Source organism: Bradyrhizobium sp. USDA3010, assembly GCF_056429065.1.
The window spans coordinates 27,200-51,261 of the sequence record NZ_JBWJZD010000002.1 but is presented as its reverse complement, the minus strand read 5'-3'; the positions used below and the strand labels follow the sequence as shown (position 1 = coordinate 51,261).

The 24,062-nt window shown below is 61.5% G+C and carries 27 protein-coding genes and 2 pseudogenes; 13 read left to right on the top strand and 16 right to left on the bottom strand.

Going from position 1 to position 24,062, the window contains the following annotated elements; genetic code table 11:
- Positions 1-2: 2 nt before the first annotated feature.
- The 5 genes from trbL to AC066Y_RS03210 are packed head-to-tail and all read left to right on the top strand — an operon-like array spanning position 3 to position 4,231.
- The gene (gene trbL, locus AC066Y_RS03230) at positions 3-1,130 is read left to right on the top strand and encodes a P-type conjugative transfer protein TrbL (protein WP_478272631.1); all 1,128 of its coding nucleotides are present in this window, start codon (positions 3-5) and stop codon (positions 1,128-1,130) included.
- Positions 1,127-1,813 carry a conjugal transfer protein TrbF gene (gene trbF / locus AC066Y_RS03225; protein WP_478272630.1) on the top strand — a complete coding sequence of 229 codons (687 nt, stop codon included), beginning with the start codon at positions 1,127-1,129 and terminating at the stop codon, positions 1,811-1,813. Before trbL ends, trbF begins: the two co-directional genes overlap by 4 nt.
- Positions 1,813-2,793, top strand: a complete 981-nt coding sequence (gene trbG, locus AC066Y_RS03220) for a P-type conjugative transfer protein TrbG (RefSeq protein WP_478272629.1) — start codon at positions 1,813-1,815, stop codon at positions 2,791-2,793. The genes trbF and trbG overlap by 1 nt, the downstream gene beginning before the upstream one ends.
- Positions 2,775-3,968, top strand: a complete 1,194-nt coding sequence (locus tag AC066Y_RS03215; protein WP_478272628.1) for a TraB/TrbI/VirB10 family type IV secretion system protein — start codon at positions 2,775-2,777, stop codon at positions 3,966-3,968. The genes trbG and AC066Y_RS03215 overlap by 19 nt, the downstream gene beginning before the upstream one ends.
- Before the next feature lie 14 nt (positions 3,969-3,982).
- Complete coding sequence (locus AC066Y_RS03210) at positions 3,983-4,231, top strand: DUF2274 domain-containing protein (RefSeq protein ID WP_478272627.1); 249 nt, start codon at positions 3,983-3,985, stop codon at positions 4,229-4,231.
- Here the strand turns inward: AC066Y_RS03210 and AC066Y_RS03205 are convergent.
- Positions 4,152-5,204 (bottom strand): LysR family transcriptional regulator, encoded by a 1,053-nt coding sequence (locus AC066Y_RS03205; RefSeq protein WP_478272626.1) that lies wholly within the window; start codon positions 5,202-5,204, stop codon positions 4,152-4,154. The two genes, AC066Y_RS03210 and AC066Y_RS03205, sit on opposite strands and share 80 nt — an antisense overlap.
- Positions 5,205-5,420: 216 nt before the next feature.
- On the opposite strand from AC066Y_RS03205, the gene AC066Y_RS03200 reads away from it, so the two are divergent.
- The 3 genes from AC066Y_RS03200 (at position 5,421) to AC066Y_RS03190 (ending at position 6,523) form a co-directional block, all read left to right on the top strand.
- The gene (locus tag AC066Y_RS03200; protein ID WP_478272984.1) at positions 5,421-5,474 is read left to right on the top strand and encodes a hypothetical protein; all 54 of its coding nucleotides are present in this window, start codon (positions 5,421-5,423) and stop codon (positions 5,472-5,474) included.
- A gap of 414 nt (positions 5,475-5,888) precedes the next feature.
- Positions 5,889-6,137, top strand: coding sequence for a tautomerase family protein (locus AC066Y_RS03195; RefSeq protein ID WP_478272625.1), 249 nt, complete (start codon positions 5,889-5,891; stop codon positions 6,135-6,137).
- 86 nt (positions 6,138-6,223) lie between these two features.
- Positions 6,224-6,523, top strand: a complete 300-nt coding sequence (locus AC066Y_RS03190) for a hypothetical protein (RefSeq protein WP_478272624.1) — start codon at positions 6,224-6,226, stop codon at positions 6,521-6,523.
- Between the two features lie 389 nt (positions 6,524-6,912).
- On the opposite strand, the gene AC066Y_RS03185 is transcribed toward AC066Y_RS03190, so the two are convergent.
- Complete coding sequence (locus AC066Y_RS03185) at positions 6,913-7,488, bottom strand: TetR/AcrR family transcriptional regulator (RefSeq protein WP_478272623.1); 576 nt, start codon at positions 7,486-7,488, stop codon at positions 6,913-6,915.
- Positions 7,489-7,590: 102 nt separating this feature from the next.
- Here AC066Y_RS03185 and AC066Y_RS03180 point away from each other — a divergent pair, with 102 nt between their 5' ends.
- From AC066Y_RS03180 to AC066Y_RS03170, 3 genes are read left to right on the top strand one after another with little or no spacing between them, the layout of a single operon-like run.
- Positions 7,591-7,989, top strand: coding sequence for a tautomerase family protein (locus AC066Y_RS03180; protein WP_478272622.1), 399 nt, complete (start codon positions 7,591-7,593; stop codon positions 7,987-7,989).
- Between the two features lie 48 nt (positions 7,990-8,037).
- On the top strand, positions 8,038-9,084 hold the full coding sequence (locus AC066Y_RS03175; RefSeq protein WP_478272621.1) for a zinc-dependent alcohol dehydrogenase: 1,047 nt from the start codon (positions 8,038-8,040) through the stop codon (positions 9,082-9,084).
- A 30-nt stretch (positions 9,085-9,114) separates the two neighbouring features.
- Entirely contained in the window at positions 9,115-10,386 is a 1,272-nt protein-coding gene (locus tag AC066Y_RS03170) for an MFS transporter (RefSeq protein ID WP_478272620.1), read from the top strand.
- Positions 10,387-10,441: 55 nt separating this feature from the next.
- Here the strand turns inward: AC066Y_RS03170 and AC066Y_RS03165 are convergent, their stop codons facing one another.
- Both AC066Y_RS03165 and AC066Y_RS03160 read right to left on the bottom strand, forming a co-directional pair.
- A complete protein-coding gene (locus AC066Y_RS03165) occupies positions 10,442-10,912 on the bottom strand; it encodes a CopG family transcriptional regulator (protein WP_478272619.1) in 471 nt (156 codons plus the stop codon).
- A 9-nt stretch (positions 10,913-10,921) separates the two neighbouring features.
- Entirely contained in the window at positions 10,922-11,362 is a 441-nt protein-coding gene (locus tag AC066Y_RS03160; protein WP_478272618.1) for a hypothetical protein, read from the bottom strand.
- A gap of 13 nt (positions 11,363-11,375) precedes the next feature.
- Here AC066Y_RS03160 and AC066Y_RS03155 point away from each other — a divergent pair.
- Positions 11,376-11,480: pseudogene (locus AC066Y_RS03155) on the top strand (TrbI/VirB10 family protein); the annotation flags it as partial.
- Positions 11,481-11,494: 14 nt separating this feature from the next.
- Positions 11,495-11,575: pseudogene (locus tag AC066Y_RS03150) on the top strand (DUF2274 domain-containing protein); the annotation flags it as partial.
- Between the two features lie 227 nt (positions 11,576-11,802).
- Here the strand turns inward: AC066Y_RS03150 and AC066Y_RS03145 are convergent.
- The 12 genes from AC066Y_RS03145 to AC066Y_RS03090 form a co-directional block, all read right to left on the bottom strand.
- On the bottom strand, positions 11,803-12,246 hold the full coding sequence (locus AC066Y_RS03145) for a GFA family protein (protein WP_478272617.1): 444 nt from the start codon (positions 12,244-12,246) through the stop codon (positions 11,803-11,805).
- Positions 12,247-12,433: 187 nt separating this feature from the next.
- Positions 12,434-13,396, bottom strand: a complete 963-nt coding sequence (locus AC066Y_RS03140; protein ID WP_478272616.1) for a carbon-nitrogen hydrolase family protein — start codon at positions 13,394-13,396, stop codon at positions 12,434-12,436.
- 104 nt (positions 13,397-13,500) lie between these two features.
- Positions 13,501-14,079 (bottom strand): tautomerase family protein, encoded by a 579-nt coding sequence (locus AC066Y_RS03135; RefSeq protein ID WP_478272615.1) that lies wholly within the window; start codon positions 14,077-14,079, stop codon positions 13,501-13,503.
- Positions 14,080-14,325: 246 nt separating this feature from the next.
- On the bottom strand, positions 14,326-15,348 hold the full coding sequence (locus AC066Y_RS03130; protein WP_478272614.1) for a branched-chain amino acid ABC transporter permease: 1,023 nt from the start codon (positions 15,346-15,348) through the stop codon (positions 14,326-14,328).
- A gap of 1 nt (position 15,349) precedes the next feature.
- Positions 15,350-16,228 carry a branched-chain amino acid ABC transporter permease gene (locus tag AC066Y_RS03125; RefSeq protein WP_478272613.1) on the bottom strand — a complete coding sequence of 293 codons (879 nt, stop codon included), beginning with the start codon at positions 16,226-16,228 and terminating at the stop codon, positions 15,350-15,352.
- 10 nt (positions 16,229-16,238) lie between these two features.
- Positions 16,239-16,952 carry an ABC transporter ATP-binding protein gene (locus AC066Y_RS03120; protein WP_478272612.1) on the bottom strand — a complete coding sequence of 238 codons (714 nt, stop codon included), beginning with the start codon at positions 16,950-16,952 and terminating at the stop codon, positions 16,239-16,241.
- Positions 16,949-17,821 (bottom strand): ABC transporter ATP-binding protein, encoded by an 873-nt coding sequence (locus AC066Y_RS03115; RefSeq protein WP_478272611.1) that lies wholly within the window; start codon positions 17,819-17,821, stop codon positions 16,949-16,951. The genes AC066Y_RS03120 and AC066Y_RS03115 overlap by 4 nt, the downstream gene beginning before the upstream one ends.
- 3 nt (positions 17,822-17,824) lie before the next feature.
- The gene (locus AC066Y_RS03110) at positions 17,825-19,063 is read right to left on the bottom strand and encodes an ABC transporter substrate-binding protein (RefSeq protein WP_478272610.1); all 1,239 of its coding nucleotides are present in this window, start codon (positions 19,061-19,063) and stop codon (positions 17,825-17,827) included.
- A 38-nt stretch (positions 19,064-19,101) separates the two neighbouring features.
- Positions 19,102-19,992, bottom strand: a complete 891-nt coding sequence (locus AC066Y_RS03105) for a beta-keto acid cleavage family enzyme (protein WP_478272609.1) — start codon at positions 19,990-19,992, stop codon at positions 19,102-19,104.
- A 385-nt stretch (positions 19,993-20,377) separates the two neighbouring features.
- Complete coding sequence (locus tag AC066Y_RS03100; protein WP_478272608.1) at positions 20,378-21,412, bottom strand: GlxA family transcriptional regulator; 1,035 nt, start codon at positions 21,410-21,412, stop codon at positions 20,378-20,380.
- Between the two features lie 157 nt (positions 21,413-21,569).
- Positions 21,570-22,040 carry a CopG family transcriptional regulator gene (locus tag AC066Y_RS03095; protein ID WP_478272607.1) on the bottom strand — a complete coding sequence of 157 codons (471 nt, stop codon included), beginning with the start codon at positions 22,038-22,040 and terminating at the stop codon, positions 21,570-21,572.
- A gap of 8 nt (positions 22,041-22,048) precedes the next feature.
- The gene (locus AC066Y_RS03090; protein ID WP_478272606.1) at positions 22,049-24,040 is read right to left on the bottom strand and encodes a conjugal transfer protein TraG; all 1,992 of its coding nucleotides are present in this window, start codon (positions 24,038-24,040) and stop codon (positions 22,049-22,051) included.
- Positions 24,041-24,062 lie beyond the last annotated feature (22 nt).

The following is a 24,062-nucleotide window of genomic DNA, read 5'->3' as shown; positions in this document are numbered from 1 at the left end:
CCATGAACAATACCGGCGTCATCGACCAGTTTCTCAATGTCTTCACGCAATATATTGATTCCGGCTTCGGTCTAGTCGGCGGCGACGTGCGCTGGCTGAGCACGACACTGATCGCGATCGACATGACGCTCGCGGGCCTGTTCTGGGCGATGGCGGGCGAGGAGGACATCCTCGCGCGGCTGATCAAGAAGACGCTCTATGTGGGCTTCTTCGCCTTCGTGATCGGCAACTTCAACAGCCTGTGCAAGGTCGTCTATCAGAGCTTCTCCGGGCTCGGGCTGGAGGCGGCCGGCTCCACACTGTCGGCGCAGACGCTCCTGCAGCCGGGCAAGCTGGCACAGGTCGGCATCGATGCGGGAAAACCGATCCTGGCCGCCGCCTCCAGCCTGACGGGCTATGTCTCGATCGTCACGAACGCGATCCCGATCTTCGTGCTGCTGGTTGCCTGGGTGGTGGTAGTTCTCTCCTTTTTCGTGTTGGCGATTCAGCTCTTCATCGTCCTGCTCGAATTCAAATTGACCACGCTGGCGGGCTTCGTGCTGATCCCGTTCGCGTTGTTCAACAAGACCGCGTTCCTAGCCGAGAAGGTGCTCGGCAACGTCGTCGCCTCCGGCGTGAAGATCCTCGTTCTCGCCGTCATCGTCGGGATCGGCTCGACGCTTTTTAACCAGTTCACGCAAGGGTTCGGCAGCAACCAGCCGACGATCGAGGATGCGCTCTCGATCATGCTCGGCGCGCTGTCGCTATTCGGCCTCGGCGTCTTCGGCCCGGGAATCGCGACCGGTCTTGTCTCCGGCGCACCGCAGCTAGGCGCCGGCGCCGCCGTCGGCACGGCGCTCACCGCCGGCGGGCTCGGGGCTGCGGCGGCGCTTGGCGCGGGTGCTGCCATTGGTGCGGCGGGCTCGGGCCTCGGCGCCGCGGCGCGAGGCGCATCGCGGCTTTCTGGTTCTGCCGCGGCGCCAGCCACGGCGGCGGCTTCGAATTCGACGTCGCCATCAGGTCCTCCTGCCTGGGCGCAGCGGCTGCAACGCGGCGCGCGCCACGCCGGTCGGGCCGCGCTCCATGTCGTCCGCTCCGAGGGCCAGGGCGGCGCGAATTCCGTGTCCCTTGATCAGGAGGATCGCCGATGAATCCGTTCCGTCGGCCGAGCGTCCGCTACGGTAGGACGCCCGCCCCCGAGACGCCGTACCAGAAGGCTGCGCAGGTCTGGGACGAACGCATCGGCTCGGCGCGCGTACAGGCGCGCAACTGGCGGCTGATCGCCTTCGGCAATCTCACCCTCGCTGCGGGATTGGCCGGAGCCTTAGTGTGGCAGGCGACGCGCGGCACGATCGTGCCGTGGGTGGTGCAGGTCGACAAGCTCGGCGAAGTCCAAGTCGTGGCACCGGCGAACGCCGATTATCGGCCTACGGACGCGCAGATCGCCTGGTATCTGGCGCAATTTATCGAGCAGGTGCGCTCGGTTGGCGTTGATCCCATCATCCTACGGCAGAACTGGCTCAAGGCCTATGACTTCGTCACCGACCGCGGCGCGCTGGCGCTGAACGATTATGCCCGGACCAATGACCCGTTCGCGAAGATCGGCAAGGCCCAGGTCGCTGTCGATGTTTCCAGCGTAATCCGCGCCTCGCCGGATTCGTTCCGGATCGCCTGGGTAGAACGCCGCTACGAGAACGATGCACTCGCGGCGACCGAACGGTGGACCGCGATCGTCACCATCGCCATCGCAACCCCGCACGACGCCGACCGGCTGCGCAAAAATCCGCTCGGGGTATTCGTCCATGCCATCAACTGGTCGAAGGAGCTCGGCTGATGCGGTTGCCTTACATTATATTATGTGCCTGCTCTCTCGCCGGCTGCGCTGCCAACGCTTGGAAGCCGCCGCAGATTTCCTACGACGAACTCGAGCCGGCCGTGTTGGAGGCCGATCCACCGAAGCCGGTCGAGGTCGTGGAGGTGCCGAAGCTGCTGCCCCTTCCCGGCCAGCTCAAGCCGCTCCCGGGCAAGACCGCTGCGCCGGAAGCGAAGGATCCGAAGGAGCGCGTCGCCAAGGCCAACAATGCCGCTCGGGTGCAGCCGACGCGGCACGGCTATCTCAACGCGGTGCAGGTCTACCCCTTTGCCGACGGCGCCCTGTACCAGGTCTATGCTGCGCCGGGCGAGGTCACCGACATCGCCTTGCAGGCAGGCGAGCAGCTTGTCGGCTCGGGTCCGGTTGCCGCCGGCGATACGGTGCGCTGGGTCATCGGCGATACCGAGAGCGGCGCCGGCGCGTCCAAGCGCATCCACATCCTGGCCAAGCCGACGCGGCCCGATCTCGTCACCAACCTCGTCATCAACACCGACCGACGCACTTATCTGCTGGAGCTGCGCTCGACCGAGAAGACCTACATGGCCTCGGTGTCCTGGCAATATCCGCAGGACCAGCTCATCGCGCTGCGGCGGCAGGCTGAGGCCGCCGAGGCGGCGACGCCGATCGACAGCGGCATCGACATCGGCAAGTTGCGTTTCCGCTATGCGATCGAAGGCGACAATCCACCATGGCGGCCGACGCAAGTCTTTGATGACGGCTCAAAGGTTTATATCGAGTTCGCGCATGGCATCGCGCAAGGCGAGATGCCGCCCTTGTTCGTGATCGGCAGCGACGGCGGTACCGAGCTCGTCAATTATCGCGCGCGGCAGAACTACTACATCGTCGATCGCCTGTTCGCAGCGGCCGAGCTGCGTCTCGGCGGCGACAACCAGCAGAAGGTCCGGATCGTGCGCAGCGACGGGTGGAAGAAGCCGTGGTAACCGAACCCCATGTCACGCGGGAGGATCAGCTCGCGGCTGAGCTACGGCTGCGGCCCGAACGGCCGCCAGTGACCAGGCTGTCGCGCCGGGTGCTCGCGACGCTCGGCGCCGTGGCCACAGCCTTGATCCTTGGCGCGCTTGTGTTCGCGCTGCAATCGCCCGGCCGCCGCCAAGAGAGTAGCGAACTTTACTCGACCGACCACAAAACCACGGCCGACGAGCTCGAGAAACTTCCAAGGGACTATGCCGGCCTGCCGCAAGCGCCGCCGCCCCGGCCAATCCCACAGCTCGGGCCTCCCCTTCCCGGGGACCTCGGCCGCCCTATCCTCAACGCCCAGGGCGGCGCACCGTCGGCAGACGAGCAACGCATTGCGCAGGAGGATGAGGCCGCGCGGGTGAGCCGGGTGTTCGCGACCACGAATGTACGGCAGGAAACGGTGCCGACCGCGCCGACTCCAGCGGCGAGCGGCCTGCCGGGACAGCCGCAAGCGGCCGACAATAAGCCGCCGATCGATCCGGGATCGCTGCAGAACATGCAGGAGCGGAAACTTGCGTTCCTGAATGCCGAGACCGATAAGCGCACGGTGAGCTCGGACCGGCTGGCGCGGCCAGCGTCTCGCTATATCGTGCAGGCCGGATCGGTCATCCCCGCGGCGCTGATCACCGGAATCCGCTCGGACCTGCCCGGCGAAATCACCGCGCAAGTCACCGAGAACGTCTATGACAGCCCCAGCGGAAAATTCCTTCTGATCCCCCAAGGGGCGCGTCTGATCGGCCAGTACGACAGCCAGATTTCGTTCGGTCAGTCGCGGGTGCTGCTGGTGTGGAAGCGGATCATCATGCCGAACGGCACGTCGATCGTGTTGGAGCATCAGTCGGGCGCCGACAGTGCGGGCTATGCGGGGCTCGAGGACGAGGTCGACTATCACTGGGGCAATCTAGTAAAGGCAGCGGCGATCTCGACCCTGCTCGGCATCAGTAGCGAACTTGTGCTCAATAGCAACAACGCCGTGGTGCAGGCGTTACGCACTGGTGCCGAGAACACCATCAACCAAACAGGGCAGACATTGGTGAGCCGGCAGCTCAATGTGCAGCCGACCTTGACCATCCGACCAGGCTTTCCGGTGCGGGTCGTGGTCAATCGCGATCTGGTGTTTGTGCCCTACAAAGGCTGACGGAGTGAGACACTGTGGCCAGGCTGAAGCTCGGCGCGCTCGTGGACGACAAACCGGTCAAGCTCACGGTCGAACTGCCGGCCGCGGTGCATCGCGATCTCGTCGCCTATGCGGAAGTGCTGGCGTCCGAAAGCGGCCAGGCGGTCGAGGCGACCAAATTGGTCGCTCCGATGCTGGCGCGTTTCATGGCGACGGACCGGGCTTTCGGGAAGGCGCGGCGCGATATTGCGCCGAAGTCTCGATCGTCGCGGGCGGCCGAATGAGGGAGCCGTTGCGCGAGAGGGATTCGTCACGCAGCAAGCTCAAGAATTGATGCAGCGCCGGATTGTCGTTGCGGCCGTGCCAGCAGGCGACACACCGGACCGGCAGCGCGCGGTGTCGGCCGGATAGCTTCCTATAGATGACCCCGGGGTGAACGACGCCGGCGCTGGAGGCGTAAATCAACGTGACGGATCGGCGCAAGGCGACAAGGCCGACGATGGTGTCGCGGTCCGCGCTGGTTCGGAGGATGGCGGGCAGGTCGCCTGCCCCATACAGGTTCGCGATCAAGGCGTTGTGCAACTCCGGACCGGGATCGCGGCTGGAGAACAGGATGCGTTCATGGCGAAGATCGTCCCATGTGACGGCGTCCTGCTGAGAGAGAGGATGGTCGTTCGGCAGGGCGACGAGGATATCCTTGGTCCAGAGCGGCAAGATCTCGTGCGCACCGTACCTGACCCGGCCGTTGACGATGACGATATCGAGAGCGCCGCTGTTGAGCCGCTCCATCAGACTGCGTTGGCTTTCGTCGACGACGCTGATTTCGACGTCGGGGAAGCGATTGGCGTAGGCCAAGAGCGCGTCGCGGAGCGGGCCGGTCGACAGCGACACGTAAATTCCGATGCGAAGCCAGCCGGATTCGCCGCGACCGGCGCTTCGGGCGTTGACAAGGACCGAGTCGAGATCGGACTCGATACGCTGTATGTTCTCAAAGAAGATCCTGCCCGCATCGGTCGGACGAACGCCGTGGCGATGTCGTTGGAACAACGAGACACCGATCCGAGCCTCTAGCTCGTGCATCCGCCTGCTGAGTGTCGAAGGCTTGACGCCCAGCAGCGATGCCGCTTTGTGAAAACTTCCCTGCTCCGCCACAACCAGTGTTTGAAAGAGAGTGTCGAGCTCGATGTTCCTCATCGTCAAAGGGCGAGTTATTTGATTGGTTGCCAGAGCGAGTGCGGCGAACCGCGTCATACGCATGATGGCGCAAGTCCAACGGCTCGGAGCGGAACGAACTTCCTCAGAGTTCGCGTCGCCCTCCCCGCGCATCGGAAGTGGGCCCACCATAGAAAGCTGCCAGAGAGTTTGTACATTCACTGGACCGTATACATCGAAACGGCATTCAGTCCCAACACGAGATTGGGTCGGCGCAGCGGCACGCAAACTGTCTTGCGCTGCGGATTCGGTCGCGTGAGTATGGACGCTGTTGCCGAGAAGGCGGGCGTCGCCAAGCGTACGCTTTACTACTAATACCGCTGCAAGGACGCTTTCGCGCAGCCTATCTCCACGACCGACCGCGACTAACCTCGCACCTCTCCAGTACTGGTTCGACGAGACGAAAGACTCGCCGAGGGGCGCGCGGCGCCGTCATCAATCTCGCTAATGAAGGACCCGCGGAGCGCGCCCCTTTGCCGGGCACCTGCCCCTGCCTGCGGCGTTCTCTCCATCGGAGAGATCGTTGCCCGCCCAAATAATCTGCTCGAGGGTCGCATTCGCATCTCGTGGGAGCCGCCCCAAGATATACCGACTAGTGAATATACCGATTGGACCCTTTGGTCGATATTCGCGCCATGGGCGTTTCGTTCTTCGCCTGCGGCTTTCAACTGATGCTCACCGCTACGTGACTGCTCGCCCAACCTAGAAGCAACCAAAGGAGTCGTTACTATGCCTCTAGCTCAAATCTACGTTCCAAACGCGCTTACGCTCGATCAGCGCCGCGCCCTTATCAAGGGCGTCACGGATGTCATCGTCTCAGTTGAAGGGTTACCGCCGAGCGCGCGGCCGTTTGTGACCGTGCTGATCAATGAGGTGCCAGATGGTGGCTGGGGCGTGGCCGGGCACGGCTATCTGCGCTCTGAGCTCCCCGAGTTGATACAAAAGGGCGCCCGAACCGATCCGGACGTGCCACGATAGTAACGCGACCGCGCATTGCCGCTGCGCCGATGCGCTGCCGTCGGCGCAGCAGCTGACCGTCCACATCTCTCAGCAAGGAGGCCATCATGACTTCGGCGTTAAATCGTCGCGACTTCACATTTCTCGGTTCAGCGGTCGTATTCTCGGTCGCTGTATGTCCTCTTCGCGCCACTCCTGCGATGTTGGCTCAACCGACAGGCTCACCTGTGGTCGTTCAGATCATTGGCGGAGACCTGACCACCGGAAAACGGCAGGACATGATTGCCCAAATCACCGACCTATTGGCCGAGACGCTTCAGTTGCCGGACCGATCATTGGTTACGGTGTTATCGATGACGCCCGTCGACCAGTTCGTATCGACCGAAAGACAGCACGACGTGGTGTAAAGGCGGTACGCGACATCACACTCAGCCAGCAGTCGGAGAGTACCCAATCCACTAGCAGCATTTGGTTGGAAAATTCCTCAGACGGGAATCGTCCACGGCGATTTACCCTGGCTAGCAACAGGTGCCTGGGGGGGTGTCTCGAATAGCTTTCGCGGCTTTTCTTCCTTTCCGCCCCTATGCGCGGCAATGAAGCGCGGCATCGCACCGCGGGTGGAGGCCGCGCAGGCGATGAATGAACGACTGCGGTCAAGAGTTTTCGCTTGCTAATGGCGTTTGACACCATTAGCCGAGTCCGGCCACGGTCGCCGATTGGACCGACTGCCGTGCTGCTTGTGATGCAAGAGGCAGCATAGCTGCGCTCTCCGGTCTTCCCCATACCGATGGCCTTATTAGCGCACGGTCTTGGAAAGTAGCGCGGCAGCGGCCTTTCCGGCAGCGCGAGCATATGACGGGTCGCGATGGATTAGCATCTGTGCTACGGCGCCATCCAGCACTATCATGAGCTGGCGAGCACGCCCGTCCGGGTCATCGAGCCCCTCTGCGCGGATACGACTGGCTAGCCATGCCTCGAACTTTTTCTTGTGAGCTGATCCGATCTTCAGCGCTGGGTGACCTGGAGTGTTTGCAAGTTCGGCGGCCGCACGCAAGAAGCCACATCCTTTCCATTTCGCACGGGCAGCGACGCGTGCCAGCCGCCGAAAGACCCCAGCCATCTGATCGGCCAGTGAGCCTTGCGTTTCATCGAGCCAGTACGCGTATCTCTTGAGGGTCGGCTCATCCCGTGCCTCAAGATAGGCGGCAATCAGATCATCTTTGCTACGGAAATGATTATAGAGCGTGCGCTTTGTGATGCCCGCTCTTTCAGCGATCGCATCCATGCTCGCGCTACGAATGCCCGCTCCATAGAACAGGTCATCCGCTGCCTGGACGATAAGCGCGCGTGTGGCAACCGCCGTGGACCTCATCGTGGCAAAGTATACTAACTAGTGAATGTAATCAAGGCGTCCAGCTCCCTATGTTTACAGCCAAGGCGCGCCCGAGACGTCCATTAACCAAGGAGTACAGCAATGCCTCAGGTCAATATCACGGTAATTGGCGATACCCCGAGCCCTCAGCAGAAGGCGGCGTTGTTCGAGAAGATCACTGATCTCATGGTCAACGTGCTTGGCCGCACCCGGAAACTAGTCGTTGTTTCTGTCACTGCCGAGTCCGCCTGCGATTGGTCTGCCGGCGGCGCCGTGCGAACTGGCGGCGGTGTGGCAGGCGTTCAGGCCGTGCTGAAAATCCTCGCCGGAAGTGCCACCGATGAGCAGAAGGCACAAATGATCGAGCAGATGACGAGTGTTCTGCGCAGCGTGCTCGGCCAGCCGTCTATGCCGCTGTACGCGATCTTCGAGGAGATCCCGCCCAGTTCATGGGGCTACGACGGGCGCCCGGTTTCGGCATTAGCCCACGCGCCAAGCTGAAATCGATCGCAACACTCACCAGAATGTCCTCAAGAGAAGGGCTCCGTTATGCGTCAACTCAGTTACATCAAGCCAGGAGTCCTCGAGTGGCATGACGTGCCGCGCCCTCGCCTTGCCGCTGACACCGATGCTATTGTTCGGCCAATCGTGGTAGCTCGCTGCGATCTCGATCTCTGCATTGCGACCGGCATCGGGACCGGGACGCGGGTTTTTCCTGGGCCATTCGCATTCGGGCACGAGGCGGTCGCGGTCGTCACGGATGCCGGTGATGCCGCGGGCGTCGTGCCTGGTGAGATGGTGGTCGTGCCGTTTCAATTGTCGTGCGGCCGATGCGACCATTGCCGGCGCGGCTTCACGAATGCGTGCAGCGCCTATCCGCCGCGTGCCGCTTTTGGTCTCAAGCCCTCCTCGGGCACGGAATTTGGCGGCGCCGTTTCCGAAGCCATGCGCGTTCCCTTCGCCGATCACATGCTGATCAAGGTTCCTCACGGCATGGACCCCCTCAGCGTTGCCAGCATGGCGGACAATCTCCCGGATGCATGGCGGGCCGTAGCGCCCCAGCTCGAAGCCTGGCCGGGGGCCCGCGTGTTGATCTTGGGCGGGTGGGCACAAAGTATCTGTCTTTACGCGGCCGGGCTTGCGGTTTCGTTGGGTGCCGGAACAGTGCTGTATCTCGACGATGACCCCAAGCGTCGCGCAGTTGCCGAGAAGATGGGTGCAACGGCGGAAGCGCTCGCACTCGGTGATCGCGATGGGGCGGACAAATTCGAGATTGTCGTCGATGGGAGCGGGAATCAAGACGGGCTGCGTTTCGCCATAGCGTCAACTGCACCGAACGGGGCGCTGACCATTGTGTCCATGTACTTCGGCGAGGCGACACCTCTTCCGCTCGAAAGAATGTATGCGAAATCGATGAGTTTCACGAACGCTCGCATTCACGCGCGAGCGTTGATTCCTCCGGCCTTGGCGCATTGCGCTACCGGTCGATTTCACGCTCATGCAGTAACCTCACGCGTCGTTCCGTTCAGCGACGCCCCGGAAGGGTTTTTGGACCCTAGTCCAAAAATCGTTTTCCAGAATGATTGGCCAAAGTAGTGCCAATTTCCAAGGCTTGGGAGAAACATGATGGCGCCTGAGAAGGCCGTGCAGCAAACGCCTGGTTCGCGCGTGGTATTGCTCATCGCGGTCGCGGCCACGGTGCTGACTCTAAGCATGGGATTGCGGCAGAGCCTCGGCCTGTTTCTCGGTCCCATCAATCGCGATCTCGGCGTCTCGGCCTCGTCGTTCGGCTTTGCCATGGCACTCCAGAATATCGTCTGGGGAATCAGCCAACCTTTCGTCGGCATGCTTGGCGACCGCTATGGCGCACGCCCGGTGCTCATCGGCAGCGCCATCGTCTATGCCCTCGGCCTCCTGCTCATGGCCGTGGGCGGACCGGTGATCGGATTGAACATCGGAGGAGGGATCATTGCTGGTCTGGGCGTCGCCGGTACCGGCTTTGGGGTCCTGCTCGGTACCGTGTCACGCGCGGTACCCCCTGAGAAGCGCAGCCAGACGGTGGGTCTTGTCTCGGCAGCCGGATCGCTTGGAACGCTTGTTCTCGCGCCACTTGGTCAAGTACTGATCGCTGACTATGGCTGGCGCTTGGCCCTGCTGGCCTTCGCAGCCATTGCGGCCGTGATGGCGATCATATCCGTTGCCATCGGCCAGGAGTCTGCCGGCGCGAGGATGGGCGCGCCGGGCAGCGAAACGCGTGAGGGATCACTCTCGACCGCTGAGGCGGTTGTGCTCGCAGGCAGACATCGTGGCTTCGTCGCCATGATGGTCGCGTTTTTTGCCTGCGGCTATCAGCTCATGTTCATTACGGCACACCTGCCCCAGTATCTCTCGATCTGCGGACTGACGCCGGCGGTCAGCGCGAGTGCGCTGGGTTTGATCGGCTTGGGCAATGCTGCCGGCTCCTACGTCGTCGGGCACCTTGGCGCGCGTTTCAGTCAGAAGCGATTGCTCGCGCTCATCTATCTCTTGCGTACGCTTGCCATCGCCGTCTTTCTCCTGACACCTGTCACCCCCATCTCGGCGCTTCTGTTCGCGGCAGCCATGGGCTTTCTGTGGCTCAGCGTCGCACCGCTGGTGAGTGGCCTGATCGGGCGAATGTTCGGCCTTCAGCACTTCAATATGCTGTTCGGTCTTACGTTTCTCAGCCATCAAATCGGGGCGTTCGCAGGAGCTTGGCTCGGCGGCGTCACCTTCGATATGACCGGATCCTATGCTGTCGCGTGGGCATCCATGATTTTCATCGGTCTATCCGCCGCCGCTATTCAGTGGTTCATGGACGACCGCCCCGAGCCTGACCGCACGCAGCGGAGAGTCATGCCGGTTACCTCAGTTGCCTAGTCTAGCAACCTGCTTGAAACTTTTGCGGCCAGCATGTCGCCGCGTAGCAAGTCGCTCAGGCGATCTCCTCGCCCTGCGCGGCGGATCCATCGACGCTGGGGTCCTTATCGCGCTGAGCTGGAGACATATCAATATCTCGGGGAATATCGTGCAGTAGCGTGCGTCCTTTCGCGAGCCGTCGGCCCAAAGCGTCCACGAAACCTTCAAATCGCTCCCTTCCCTTGGCTTGCGCGGCCGCCTGCGCATCTGCCGGGAGCTGCGGCGTGACCGTGAGCCAGAAGCGAATGAATAGCGCGAGCGTTTCAGTCGCGATGGAGAGATCGCGCTCGATGCGTTGGACCCGGCGCGACAGGCGATCAAGCCTCCGGGTGAAGGCGGCTTCGGTGCGATCGGCGTCGTCGGGCAAGAGGAATGACGTGACTGCGGCCTCCACGATGGAAGAGCGCGAGAGCTTCTTGCGATCCGCTAGATCGATGAGCTGCCGTAACAACTCTGGAGGGAAGTAGACATTCATCCGGGTTCGCATTCCACCCCCTCATAAAGCCATGCCGTCATCGGGATCCATCGCGGCCTGACGTGCGGCTGCGGTGAAGGAGCGCTGCAACGCAGCGGTACGGACCGCTTTCCCGTGCCGTTCGTCGTCGAGCAGCGCGAATTCCGGCAATGGCACGGGCGCTTCGCGCGTGATCGCCTCGTGCTCGGGGAGCTCCGGCTCGCGGCGAATGCCGGAATTGGCGGTATCGGCTTGTTTGTCGAAACCGCCCATGGATCGTGTGTCATGCGACGGCGGCAAAGTCGTCCAGTCGGTGGCCGACACCGGTTTGCGTGTTACAGCGTCGTCATGCAGCGAGGCTGGCGTGGGCGGCGGCAGCACGCGCATGTCAAAGCGGCGATCCTTGAAGTAGCGCGTCTTCTTCGCAAGGATCGGCGGCGTACCGGAAACGAGCACCAGTTCATCGGAGGGCGGCAGTTGCATGACTTCGCCTGCCGTGAGCCGGCAACTCAATGTGCAGCCAACGCTGACCATCCGACCAGGCTTTCCGGTGCGTGTGGTGGTCGACCGCGATCTGATCTTTGTGCACTACAAGGGCTGAGGGAGCGGGACATTATGGCCAAGCTGAAGCTCGCCGCGCTCGTGGACGACAAACCGGTCAAGCTGACGGTCGAGCTGCCGGCCGCTGTGCATCGCCTCGCCGCCTAGAGGTCGACACGGACGCACTCGGTCACGTGTATGTCGACCCGACCGCTCAAGAGATCGGGAAGCGCAGCGCTGTCGCCCTTGTGTTGGTCCACGACGACCGAGAACTGGATGTTGCCGGTCACGAACTTCGATCTGGCACGGAGGTTGGCGATATGCGTGTCGAAGACCGTCTGAACCGCTGAACATGCCAGGCCGGCTCCAACGCGCAAGTCCGCTCAGTGACGGCTGGCAAAGTGCGCTGACACGATATCGCGCACCAATTCGGTCTCCCCTGCACTTTCGATCGCTTGGATCAGCCGGCCCGCTCGGCATGACAGAGGCACGCTGGCCGGCACGAAGGAGCTTGCATCATCGAGGCTATCGGCCAGCAAGAACTCTATTTGAGAGATCTCCTGCCTCCGCATCAGCACGGTCGTTCCACAATCTCTACAAAAGCCTCGTTCAACTGTCCGGCCGTCATCGGCGTCGATTGGGAAGAACTTGAGTTCGCTCCCGAGCATTTCCAGCCAAGCGTGCATTACGATCGCCAAATTGGCGGGTTCTAAGCCGCTGGCCCTTCGACAATCCCGGCAATGGCAAGCCAGTTTGAAAATCGGCTTCTCCGCGATTTCATAGCGAACGGCGCCGCAAGCGCAGCCGCCCGTTTGTCGAGAATTCAACGACGCCTCCACGAATCTGCCGAGAACCCACTTTGCTATGCGCGCCTGCCAGACGAAGCCCCTCGGGCAAGTTCGACAACTCCCGAAGGGGCCACCAAACCCGGTTCGAGGGTCCCCCTTCTCCGACATCCCCCCCTCCCCCGCCGACGCACCGAATCAGGGCATCCACGACTCCGGCGGTTTGTGATCACTGCTGGGCGGTGTGCGAGCTGTGCTCCATCACTCGTTTCGCCGGCTCGCGGTTCACGCTGAGCCGCAGCAGATCAGGACGCGAGTAATGCCCTGCGATGTCGCATATGGCCTTGGCCGCGAGGATAACGTCGCGGGACCCTTCCGCGACGAGAATCGTCTCGCCCTTGCCTGCCTGGGCGACGATCTCGCCGCGCGGATCTATGATGAGGCTGTCGCCCGTATACTCGCTGATGGATAGTTCTTTATAATGATCGGGTGTGTGCTCCAGTGTGCGAACTCCACCGACGGCGATCACGTAGCACGCCGCCTGCGACGCAAACGCCCTCGACAGCGTCAACTGCCTGGTCGTGAATGGCGACGGCGATGGCGGAGGAGGGTCCAACTCCTTACCCGGCCACGCAGCCACATGTACCTCCGTGCTTTCGGCAGCGAGGGCATATCCCGGGAGCATCATGTTATGTTCCCAACAGTTCAGGCCGCTCAATCGCGCGTACGACCGCTGATAGGTCCGCAGTCCGACGGCGTCCCCGTCGCTCCACACGGATCGCTCATGGAAGGTCGGCTTGATCTTGCGGTGGCGTCCCAGGATTTTGCCTTCGCTTCCGATGAATAGAAGAGTGCAGTACACGGTACCGGTGCTCTGAGGATCACGTTCGGCGATACCGATGGCGACGTCGGTTCCGGCCTGTTTCGCGGCGGCGCAAAGACGGTCGGTTTCCGCGCCTCCGATGATCACCGCATTAGAAAGATAGTCGGCTGCCGCGCGCCAACCGGCCATGCTCGGCGAAGCGTTGCAGAAGAACGGGTAGCCCGGCAGCCACGTCTCGCCGAACGCCGCGATCGTCGCCCCCATTGCGCCAGCCTCAAGGATCAGACTGCATGCCTTTTTTGTTGCCGCTTCGCGATCGAAGGGAATTGAAGCGGCCTGGATCGCCGCCAGCTTGAAAGTGTCTTTCATGGACGTAACGCTTCCGGTTGGGAGCCGGCCTCCGGCTCGCGGGATGGGGCTCGGGGAAATGATCGGGATGGCGGCCCGCCGGTGGATCAACTAGCGACAGGTCGCTAAGATGCGACCGCGGCGCTCGACGCCGTAGCCGGGATTGCTTCTTTGGACACGTCGTCGCCGGTCGAGCGCAGAAGACTCCCCAGGATTTCGCGCGCCTTCTGGCGTCGACGCCGCGCCAGCCGCTCTTCACCGATAACGCGTTGGCTCGGATCGCCAACCAGCATGGCGTGGATGTCAGCCACGGACCGCAGGACGCCACGGCCACCCCACGTTCCTTCGGAAATTTCGGTCGGGAAGATCATCAGACGAGGACCAACGTCCTCGACGGAAGCCCCTTCCGCACGGGCGACGGCGGCGGTGATTTCCTGCACGAGCTTTGCGCGCGCGGCATCGGTGTACTGGCCTTCCGGCACCGACGGGACGAAGCGGTAGCGCGGCTTGGATGCCGGCTCGCCGGCGACGTAGACGGCTGCGGGCCGATGGAGGAAGCATACCGAGACGCTCTGTGCGATCTTGTTTGTCTTCGGATCATAGCCTTCGGCCGTGATCAGGATGTCTGTCACTTCCTTGATGAGGCGCGCCTCGGCGTCGGCCGTCAAAGCACCAGCAGGAATTAGGGCATCGATCATTGGCATGTGAGTAGTCCTTTCCAACAACGCCGGGACCACAATACTCGAACGAAAAAGGTCAATTCCAAAGTGGCATAAATGCCATTATAGATGGTATTCCAGACAAACGGCTTTTCTTCGCCGACATGGCTAGAATGGCCATCGGGACCGCGCTCGGGCGACGCTAGATCACATTCTGAAGTTCGCGACGCTATCTTTGCTGAGCCCTAAGGGCGATTCTGGCCGGCACGTCGTCTTCGAGGTTCTTTCAGTCTATCGCTTGGATGCTTTCGCCAACCGAGACACCTTGACTTGCAACTCATGCGCGCCGCCAGGGCACGCCAGGATCAGCAGGATCAGTATCGCTCCGTATACCGCGCCCGAGAGCCCCTTCGACACCTGCTCGGCGAAATTCGGGACGAACACGATGAACGCAGCACCGGCGAGCGAGCCTGGTAGCCAACCGACGCCGCCGACGACCATGCCGAGGAAGAGCGCGACGGCGAGTTGGACAGTATAGGCGTCGGGAGCGACGAACTGCACCGCGATGGCACCTAGGCCACCGGCTATTCCGGTGAGGCCGGCGGAAAGGCCAAACGCGAGGGTTTTGTAGACCGAGACGTTTACGCCCATTGCCGAGGCGGCGATCTCGTCGTCTCGGATAGCCATCATTGCACGGCCGGTACGAGACCTCAGGAGATTAACGGACGCCAGATAGATCGCAGACGCGATTCCTAACGTGAAGAAGTACAGCCAGATGTCCGGCGACGGCTTGAGTCCGATTGCGGTCAGAAACGCTGGCGCATCGGGCTTGGTGACCACCAGACCTTGCACCCCACCCGTCCAGTATTCGAGGACACCCAACTTGAGAAGCTGTGGCATCGCGACGGCCAGAGAAAACGTGGCCAGTGCCAGATAGATGCCGGAGAGCCGCAGAGCCGGCAGACCAAACAAGAAGCCGGAAGCAAAGCAGACGAGGCCAGCGATCGGAAGCGTCGTCGCGTAGTTCATGCCGCCGTGCTCCATCAGGATCGCCGACGTATAGGCCCCGAGCGCGTAGAAGGCGCTCTGACCAAGCGAGAACTGGCCGCTTGCGCCTGTCAGAACGTTGAGCGCCAGTATTGCGATCGCGTAGATCGTGCACATCGTCATCTCAAAGACGACGAAGTTGGTCGCAAACAACGGCGCAACCACCAACAGAATTAGAACGACCAACCACCCTACCAATCGTCGCGGCTTGACCTTCTTCGTAACGGCGGCCGCGGTGGCGGAAGAAAACTCCTGGATCGCGCTCATGTCAGACCCGCTTTACGATGTTGCGGCCGAATAGCCCGTTCGGCCTGAGAACGAGGACCGCGACGATCAGCGCAAGCGCGATCGGCAGCTTGAGTTCGTTGCCGACCCCGGGGATGTAGGTCCCGATCAGATTCTCGAAGATCCCGACCAGAAATCCGCCGATCACTGCACCGGGTGGGCTCGACAGTCCGCCGACTACGGCGGCGGCAAAGCCGTAGATCAAGACTCCGCCCATCATGTTAGGCTCGAGGAACACGACAGGTGCGATCAGCATCCCTGCGATGGAGCCGACGGCCGATGCCATGCCCCAGCCGAGCGCCACCATCCACGACGTATTGATGCCTACGAGGCGGGCCGATTCCGGCATCGCTGCCGCCGCCCGCATCGCAAGGCCAACCCGCGTGTGGCGGAAGACCACGAACAATAGGAGCAGCAGCAAAAGCGTCACGCCGATCATGCCGGCCTGGTGGGTCGAGACCAATTGACTGCCGAGGAACGGCGCGGATCCGAACGGGGTCGGGAACTGCTTGACGTTGAAGTCCCAAACGAGCCCGGCGACGCTGTTGACGATCGCGAAAAGCGCGATGAAGCCGGCCACGTGCGTCAGCACCGGTGCCTTGGCAAGCGGCTTGAAGAGCACGCGCTCGATGGCGACTCCACCCGCAAAGGAAAGGAGCAGGACCGATGCGAATGCCATCCAATACGATAGACCCCATTTCATCAATTGCCAGGCCACGAATGTCGAGAACATCGCCATTTCGCCTTGCGCAAAATTTAGATGATCGATCGCCTGGTAGATCATCACTACGGCAAGCGCCATACAGGCATAGATCGCCCCGGTGGCGATGCCGGCGATGATTTCGTTGGTAAGCAATTCCACGACCGTCGCCTCAATATCCAAGATAAGATTTGCGGATGTCTTCGTTGTTGGCGATCTCATCGGCGGAACCAGACATCGCTATGCGCCCGGTTTCGATGACATAGGCCTTGTCCGCGAGCTCGAGCGCAAGCTGCGCGTTCTGCTCGACGACGAGGATGGAAATCTTCTCCTCGCGGTTGATCTTGCCGAGAATGTTGAACAGATCACGGACGATCAACGGCGCCAACCCGAAGGACGGCTCGTCGAGCAGCATCAGGCGCGGTCGTAGCATCAGCGCGCGCGCCACCGCGAGCATCTGCTGCTCGCCGCCTGAGAGCGTGCCGGCCTGCTGGGTGCTGCGCTCCTTCAGCCTCGGGAAATAGGCATACATCCGGTCGACGTCGGATTTGATCCCCGACATGTCCTTTCGCGTGATGGCTCCGAGCTGCAGGTTCTCCCCCACGGTCATCGCACTGAACGTGCCCCGCCCCTGAGGGACGTGCGCGATGCCGAGCCGCACGATGTTTTCGGTTGCAAGATTTCCGATCTTGCTGCCTTCGAACTCGACCGAGCCGCTGGAGCGGACCATGTTGCAGATCGCGCGCAACGTCGTTGTCTTGCCGGCACCATTCGCTCCGAGAAGTGTGGTGAGGCTGCCTACCTTGAGCTCGAACTCGAGACCGCGCAACGCCTGAACCTGGCCGTAGTAGGCCCGCAGTTCCTCTACTCGCAGTAGCGCCGTCATGAATTCTTGTCCCCTAAGTAAGCCATGATAACCGCAGGGTCCTTCTGGACGTCAGCCGGAGTGCCCTCGGCAAGCTTCTTGCCGAAATTAAGTGCGACCACTTGGTCGGCTATAGACATCACGAGGCCCATGTGATGCTCGACGAGCAGCACGGTGACGTCGCGCTCATCGCGGATCCGCCGGATCAGGTCCCCCAGAACGTAGACCTCTTCGTGATTCAGACCTCCCGCGGGCTCGTCCAGCAGGAGGATCTTGGGTTCCGTCGCCAGCGCGCGGCCAAGCTCCACGCGCTTCTGCGTCCCGAACGGAAGTCCCCCGACCAACGTCTCGCCGAATTCCCGCAGATCAAGATATTCTAATATCTCGTCTACCTGACGATCAGTGGTGGCCTCGCCCTTCCGCATCCATGGGAGCCTCAGTGCATCGCTGACGATATCGCTTTTGGTACGCGCGTGTCCGCCGATACGAACGTTGTCTCTCACCGTGAGCGAGGGAAATAGGGCTACGTTCTGGAAGGTCCGACCAATGCCTATCTCCGATATCCGGTGCGACGGGCGTCCCAGGATCGACTGGCCATCGAAGCGGATGTCGCCCTTCTGAGGCTGATAAAGCCGACTGATGCAGTTGAACAAGGTCGATTTGCCGGCTCCGTTCGGGCCGATCAACCCGAGTACGTCACCGCGCCGAAGCTCGAACGATACGCCGTCGAGGGCGACGATGCCTGAGAACGAGATTCCGATATTGTCTATCTTTAGGAGCGTTTCGGGTTTCCCGGAGACGTCGACATCGTTCGCCACATCTACCGATCCCGTTGCCGACCGATCCGATGGACCGGTCGACGGTAGCCCCCCCGACGATGCGACGGTCATCGATCAGTTTCCGGCGACCGGAACCGCGCCGTCGATCACGTCGCCGAACAGCTCCCATTTGTCGCCCTTGAACCGCATCATCTGCAATTGCTGAATAGGAAAGAAGTCGGTCGCACTCGTGTTCATCGTAATGCCGGGGAGGAGGACCTCGTTCTTGAAGTCGGTCAGGCTGGCCGCCTGCTTCATGACGTTCTCGCGCGTCAGATCGTCTCCACATTGCTCAAGTACCTTCTTCAGAGTGAGCGACTCCGCGTATCCGAACATCGCGATGCTGTCGCCGGGATCCACGCCGGGCAGGTATTTCGCTAGGAAAGCATAGTAGGCCCCCATCCCGGGATCGTTGGCCCATCGAGGATCCGAACCGTCCTTGGCGTACGCGGCTCCGATCACGCCCTGCGCATTCTCGAAGCCCGCCGGCTTCATCACCTGGGTGACCGAAATCGACGAGACATTCGTGAGTTGAAGGGGATGCCATCCGAGTTCGGCAACCTTCTTGATGGACTGCGCCGTAAATTTCGGACCGGCGAAGTTTACCAGGGTGTCGGCACCAGCAGCCTTGATCTTCAGAATGTGGCTATCAATCGTCGGCTCCGATGTTTCGTAGGATTCCTCTGCGACGATGTTTGCAGTGCCGCTACCCAGTCCAGCCTTGAAGCCGCTCAACAAGTCTTTGCCGTAGTCATCGTTCTGATAGATCACACCGATCTTCGCTGACGGCTTATCCGCAAGGAGGTATTTGGCGAACACTCTGCCTTCAATCTGGTAAGGAGGCTGAAAACCGATCGTCCAGGGGAACTCCTTCGGATTGCCCCATTTGGTGGCGCCGCTCGCCACGAAGAGTTGAGGCACTTTCTTGCCGTTCAGGTACTTTTGCACGGCGGAGCTGGGTGCCGTCCCCAACGGAGAGAAGATAAAGAGGACCTCGTCCCGCTCGACGAGCTTTCGGGTTTGCTCGACCGTTTTCGGCGGAGAGTACGCGTCGTCATAGCTAATATAGTTGATTTTGCGGTTGTTGATCCCGCCCTGCTCGTTGATCATCCGGAAGTAGGCTTCCTCAACCTTGCCGATGGTGCCGTACGCCGAAGCCGGACCGCTGTATGGTTGAGTACTGCCGATCTTGATCTCGGAATCGCTTGCTCCGGTGTCGTAGCGTGGCTGAGCCAGGCTAACCGCCGATGAGAGAGCCGCAAAAGCGCCGGCAACGACGACGGTGGCTAGCGATCCTCGCATGGTAATGGTCATTGTTCGACTTTCTGGTTGCTGGTGATGTTTGTCTAACTTCACGATCTAGACGCGGTCGGCAGCGCTAGCATCTTCCGCGCCTCGTCCGACGTCGCGACTCCGAAGTCGAGAGCCGCGAGTATTCTGGTCGCCTTAGTGACGAGTTCAGCATTGCCGTTCGCCAGCCTTCCCTTCGACAGGTACAGGTTGTCTTCCAAACCGACGCGGACGTGACCGCCGAGGAGAGCCGAAGCAGCCACGATCTCGAATTGAGCCTGCCCTATGCCGAACGCAGACCAGATCGAACCTTGCGGCAGTCGGGATCGCATGTGGGCCAAGGACTCCAGGTCGGCCGGAGCTCCGTATGAGATCCCGAGACATATCTGGAAGAAGGGAGGAGCTTCGATACGACCGTCAGCAATCAGACGTTTCGCCAATTCGATATGGCCGAGTTCGAAGACTTCGATCTCCGGCTTGGTGCCGGACGCGCGAGCGATATCCGCAATTTCCTTCACGTGATCTGGCGTGTTGACGAACACGTGCGCACCGAAGTTCAACGTTCCAGCATCGAGCGAGCAGATATCCGGCTTCAATGCTGCCACGTGCTGGGCCCGGATTGGCGGGGTAGCGAGCGTACTTCCTTCAGCCGGGATCAGCGGGATTTCCTTTCCGGGAATGAAGCGAGCGCCGGCGCCCGTCGTCAGGTTGACGATCAGACCGGGGCGCGCCTTTTTGATGCGCTCGACCACTTCCGCATACAATTCCATCTTCATGCTAGCGAGGGTGGTCTGCGGATCGCGCACATGGATATGTGCGATCGCGGCACCGGCTTCAGCAGCTTCAAGCGCCGAGTTGGCGATTTCTTCCGGAGTCACGGGGACTGCCAGATTCCTGCCTTTGGTATCGAGACCCCCGGTTAGTGCGCACGATATGATGACTTTCCTCTTCACGACCACACACCTGAGGTGGGCGACAACCACTGGGTCGGCCAGCGTCGCGGCTCGGCCGTCCCTCGATCAATGCCGCCTCCGATTGAGACGGCGCGATGGAAACAAGAAAGATATGGAAGAAGGGAGTGGCATCTTCGCCAATTCAGATGGCGTTCTTGTCATGCAGACAAAAACATTTTCTCGCGCTCGCCTCGATGAGCAAGGCTTGTGCTGATGCCTGCCGAAGAAGCATGATTTTGCCTAAAAGATGGATAGAAGCCGGGACCGATTCGTCGAGACTTGCACCGTTCGAGGATGACGGCGCACGATAGGCGAGTCGCGGAGTAGCGCGTGCGTCCTGAATGAGGGCCTGCGTTGACCTCCCTGAGCGTCTGACTACCGGGGATCAGTTAAGCTTGGTGATGCCCTTTATCTCTTGTGAGAACTTGACTTGGTAAGCCCTCAGCGTCATCCCCGTCTCTCGCTTGAAGAGTTCGCGGAATGTCGCCAGGTCTTCGTACCCAACCCGTTCGCTGACCTCCTGCGCCGAGCCCTCGCCCTCTTCAAGGAGACGCTTAGCGCTCTCTACTCTGATGGACTGAATGAACTTGATTGGCGTGACGCCGGTAGCAACTTTGAATCTCCGATTGAACGTCCGTTCGCTGACACCCAACGCCTTCGCGACGTCAGCCAACTTAAACGCGCGCCAATAGTTAGCGGTCAACCAGTTCTTAGCCTGCACGACAAATGAATCGTCGGATGGCTGCTCCACCGATAGACCTTCCTTCGCATAGGCCGTTTGGGCCCCTCTTTTTCGATCGATGAGCAGATAACGAGCCGTGTCGGATGCGAGGTGTTCGCCGGCCAGACGGCCGATAATCTCGAGAATAACGTTGGAGAACGACGTGACCGCGCCTCCGCAGATCACGCCCCCGTCTTCGGTCACAACATTCCGGATATCGAGCCGGACGTCCGGATAGGCCGCCGCGAACTCCTTCGCGCGCGCCCAGTGCGTCGTCGCCACGCGATTCCGCAACAGCCCTGCTTTGGCGAGGATGAAGGCTCCCGTACAATGCGTCGCGATGAGCAAGCCGCCGGTGTGAGCGCGCTGCAGCGCGCGGATCAACGCGGCTTCGTTGCCGGTCTCGTTTTTCGGAGATCCTGAGGATACTCCCAGAAAAGGGCTCGCGACATAGACCGCAGCAGCGGACTTTCGCATGGAAACGGCACCATCAACGGCGATGATCTGTCCCGATGCGGTGCGGATCGGTTGCCCATCCAGCGACTCGATGGACCAGCTGAAGAGGGCACGATCGCCGCCTCGGCGGCGCCCATTGAGCAGATTGGCTGCGACTAGAATATCGATCGGAGTCGTAATCGCGGAGGCGAGGACGCCGTCCGAACCCCAGAGCCGGATATTGAACATGGCTAATTTACCCATGAACTTGGCAAATACGCCACCTTGCCTAATTCTTCAATGGAAATGTTCAAGCTGTTACCGTTCGCCCGCGGGACATGTCACAGGGGTAGATCATGGCATACCAGGGCGCTGACGCCGTCGAGCAGAAGGGCTCGGAGAAGGTGGGCTTTCCCAGGCGTCACGCAATCTCGTCGCCCTGCGCGGCGGGTGCATCGACGCCGGGGTCGTCACCGTGATGAGTTCGAGACGGATCAATGTCTAGGGGAATGTCGTGCAGTAGTGTGCGGCCTTGCGCCAGGCGTCGACCCAAAGCTTCCACGAAACTCTCAAATCGCTCCCTTCCCTTGGCTTGGGCGGCCGCCTGCGCATCTGCCGGGAGCTGCGGCGTGACCGTGAGCCAGAAGCGAACGAACAGCGCGAGCGTTTCGGTCGAAATGGAGAGATCGCGCTCGAGCCGTTGGACTTGGCGCGACAGCCGATCAAGCCTTCGGGTGAAGGCGGCTTCGGTGCGATCGGCGCCGTCGGGGGAGAGGAATGACGTGACTGCCGCCTCGACGATGGAAGAGCGCGAGAGCCTCTTGCGGTCCGCCAGGTCGATGAGCTGCCGCAAGAGCTCGGGCGGGAAATAGACGTTCATCCGGGTTCGCATGCCGCCCCTCACAAAGCCATGCCGTCGTCCGGGTCCATCGCGGCCTGACGTGCGGCGGCGGCGAAGGAGCGCTGCAGCGCAGTGGTGCGGACCGCTTTCGGGTCGCGTTCATCGTCGAGCAGCGCGAATTCCGGCAATGGCGCGGGAGCTTCGCGTGTGATCGCCTCGTGCTCGGGAAGCTCAGGCTCGCGGCGAATACCGGAATTAGCGGTATCGGCTTGTTTGGTGAGACTGCCTATGGATCGTGTGTCATGGGACGGCGTCAAGGTCATCCAGTCGGCGGCCGATGCCAGTTTGCGTATTGCAGCGTCATCGTGCAGCGAGGCCAGTGTGGGCGGCGGTAGCACACGCATGGCAAAGCGGCGATCTTTGAAGTAGCGCACCTTCTCCGCGCGGATCGGCGGCGTGCCGGATACGAGCACCAGCTCGTCGGAGGGCGGCAATTGCATGACTTCGCCTGCCGTGAGCAACGGCCGCGCCGTCTCCTGGCGAGATACCATGAGATGGCCGAGCCAGGGCGATAGCCTGTGGCCGGCGTAGTTTTTCATGGCGCGTAGCTCGGTTGCAACGCCGAGCGCGTCCGAGAGACGTTTGGCGGTCCGCTCGTCGTTGGCAGCAAACGCCACGCGCACATGGCAGTTGTCCAGGATCGAGTTGTTCTGGCCATACGCTTTCTCGATTTGATTGAGCGACTGGGCGATGAGAAAGCTCTTCAACCCGTAGCCTGCCATGAACGCAAGCGCGGTCTCGAAGAAATCGAGACGCCCGAGCGCGGGGAATTCGTCGAGCATCAACAGCAGGCGATGACGACTTGATTTGGCGAACAGATCCTCGGTCAAGCGCCTCCCGATCTGGTTGAGAATCAGCCGGATCAGCGGCCTGGTCCTGCCGATATCCGACGGCGGAACGACGAGGTAGAGCGTCATCGGACGATCGGCTCCGACAAGATCGGCGATCCGCCAGTCGCAGTGGCTGGTCACTTTCGCGACGATTGGATCACGGTAGAGGCCAAGGAACGACATTGCGGTCGAAAGCACACCGGAGCGCTCGTTCTCGCTCTTGTTGCTGAGTTCTCGCGCAGCCGACGCAACGACCGGGTGCGGCCGATCGCCAAGATGCAATGTCGTCATCATGCCATGGAGCGTGGTCTCGATTGTCCGGCGGGGATCCGACAGGAAATTGGCGACGCCGGCGAGCGTCTTATCCGGCTCGGCATAGAGCACATGCAGGATGCTGCCGACGAGAAGCGAATGGCTGGTCTTTTCCCAATGGTTGCGCCTGTCCAACGCGCCTTCCGGATCGACTAGGATATCCGCGATATTCTGCACGTCGCGAACCTCGTGGTCGCCACGCCGCACTTCGAGCAACGGATTATAGGCCGAGGACTCCGAGTTGGTCGGATCGAACAGCAGCACGCGCCCGAAGCGGGCGCGCCAGCCAGCCGTGAGATGCCAGTTCTCGCCCTTGATGTCGTGAACGATGCAGCTTGCTGGCCAAGTGAGAAGCGTCGGCACCACCAGGCCGACGCCCTTGCCGCTGCGCGTTGGCGCGAAACACAGGACATGCTCGGGGCCGTGGTGACGCAAATACTGCCGGCGCAGCTCGCCGAGGATCACGCCGTCGGCGCCGAGCAGGCCAGCAGCGCGGATTTCCGCTTCGGTCGCCCAGCGCGCGGAGCCGTAGGTGTGGGCTTCCCTCGCCTCGCGTGCTCGCCACACCGACATGGCGATCGCAATAGCGACGGCGGCAAGGCCGCCCGACGCCGCGATCAAGCCGCCTTCGACGAAGATGCGTGGCGCGTAGGCATCGAACGCGAACCACCACCAGAAGAAGGCCGGCGGAGGATAAAGCGGCATGCTTGCGAAGTGCATCCAAGGCTGGCCGAGTACGGGCTGATAGCCGAGGCGCCAGGCCGTCCATTGGGTCGCCGTCCAAATGGTCAAGAGCACGACGATGAAAACAGTCGCAATCTGTCCCCAGAGCACTCGTGTTACGGGCACGGCATCGATCCTTAAGCAAAAT

Coding starts and splice junctions, on each gene's coding strand:
- trbL (WP_478272631.1), top strand. CDS start 3: ATGAACAATACCGGCGTCATCGACCAGTTTCTCAATGTCTTCACGCAA.
- trbF (WP_478272630.1), top strand. CDS start 1,127: ATGAATCCGTTCCGTCGGCCGAGCGTCCGCTACGGTAGGACGCCCGCC.
- trbG (WP_478272629.1), top strand. CDS start 1,813: ATGCGGTTGCCTTACATTATATTATGTGCCTGCTCTCTCGCCGGCTGC.
- AC066Y_RS03205 (WP_478272626.1), bottom strand. CDS start 5,204: ATGCGTATGACGCGGTTCGCCGCACTCGCTCTGGCAACCAATCAAATA.
- AC066Y_RS03195 (WP_478272625.1), top strand. CDS start 5,889: ATGCCTCTAGCTCAAATCTACGTTCCAAACGCGCTTACGCTCGATCAG.
- AC066Y_RS03190 (WP_478272624.1), top strand. CDS start 6,224: ATGACTTCGGCGTTAAATCGTCGCGACTTCACATTTCTCGGTTCAGCG.
- AC066Y_RS03185 (WP_478272623.1), bottom strand. CDS start 7,488: ATGAGGTCCACGGCGGTTGCCACACGCGCGCTTATCGTCCAGGCAGCG.
- AC066Y_RS03180 (WP_478272622.1), top strand. CDS start 7,591: ATGCCTCAGGTCAATATCACGGTAATTGGCGATACCCCGAGCCCTCAG.
- AC066Y_RS03175 (WP_478272621.1), top strand. CDS start 8,038: ATGCGTCAACTCAGTTACATCAAGCCAGGAGTCCTCGAGTGGCATGAC.
- AC066Y_RS03170 (WP_478272620.1), top strand. CDS start 9,115: ATGGCGCCTGAGAAGGCCGTGCAGCAAACGCCTGGTTCGCGCGTGGTA.
- AC066Y_RS03165 (WP_478272619.1), bottom strand. CDS start 10,912: ATGCGAACCCGGATGAATGTCTACTTCCCTCCAGAGTTGTTACGGCAG.
- AC066Y_RS03160 (WP_478272618.1), bottom strand. CDS start 11,362: ATGCAACTGCCGCCCTCCGATGAACTGGTGCTCGTTTCCGGTACGCCG.
- AC066Y_RS03140 (WP_478272616.1), bottom strand. CDS start 13,396: ATGAAAGACACTTTCAAGCTGGCGGCGATCCAGGCCGCTTCAATTCCC.
- AC066Y_RS03135 (WP_478272615.1), bottom strand. CDS start 14,079: ATGCCAATGATCGATGCCCTAATTCCTGCTGGTGCTTTGACGGCCGAC.
- AC066Y_RS03130 (WP_478272614.1), bottom strand. CDS start 15,348: ATGAGCGCGATCCAGGAGTTTTCTTCCGCCACCGCGGCCGCCGTTACG.
- AC066Y_RS03120 (WP_478272612.1), bottom strand. CDS start 16,952: ATGACGGCGCTACTGCGAGTAGAGGAACTGCGGGCCTACTACGGCCAG.
- AC066Y_RS03115 (WP_478272611.1), bottom strand. CDS start 17,821: ATGACCGTCGCATCGTCGGGGGGGCTACCGTCGACCGGTCCATCGGAT.
- AC066Y_RS03110 (WP_478272610.1), bottom strand. CDS start 19,063: ATGACCATTACCATGCGAGGATCGCTAGCCACCGTCGTCGTTGCCGGC.
- AC066Y_RS03100 (WP_478272608.1), bottom strand. CDS start 21,412: ATGGGTAAATTAGCCATGTTCAATATCCGGCTCTGGGGTTCGGACGGC.
- AC066Y_RS03095 (WP_478272607.1), bottom strand. CDS start 22,040: ATGCGAACCCGGATGAACGTCTATTTCCCGCCCGAGCTCTTGCGGCAG.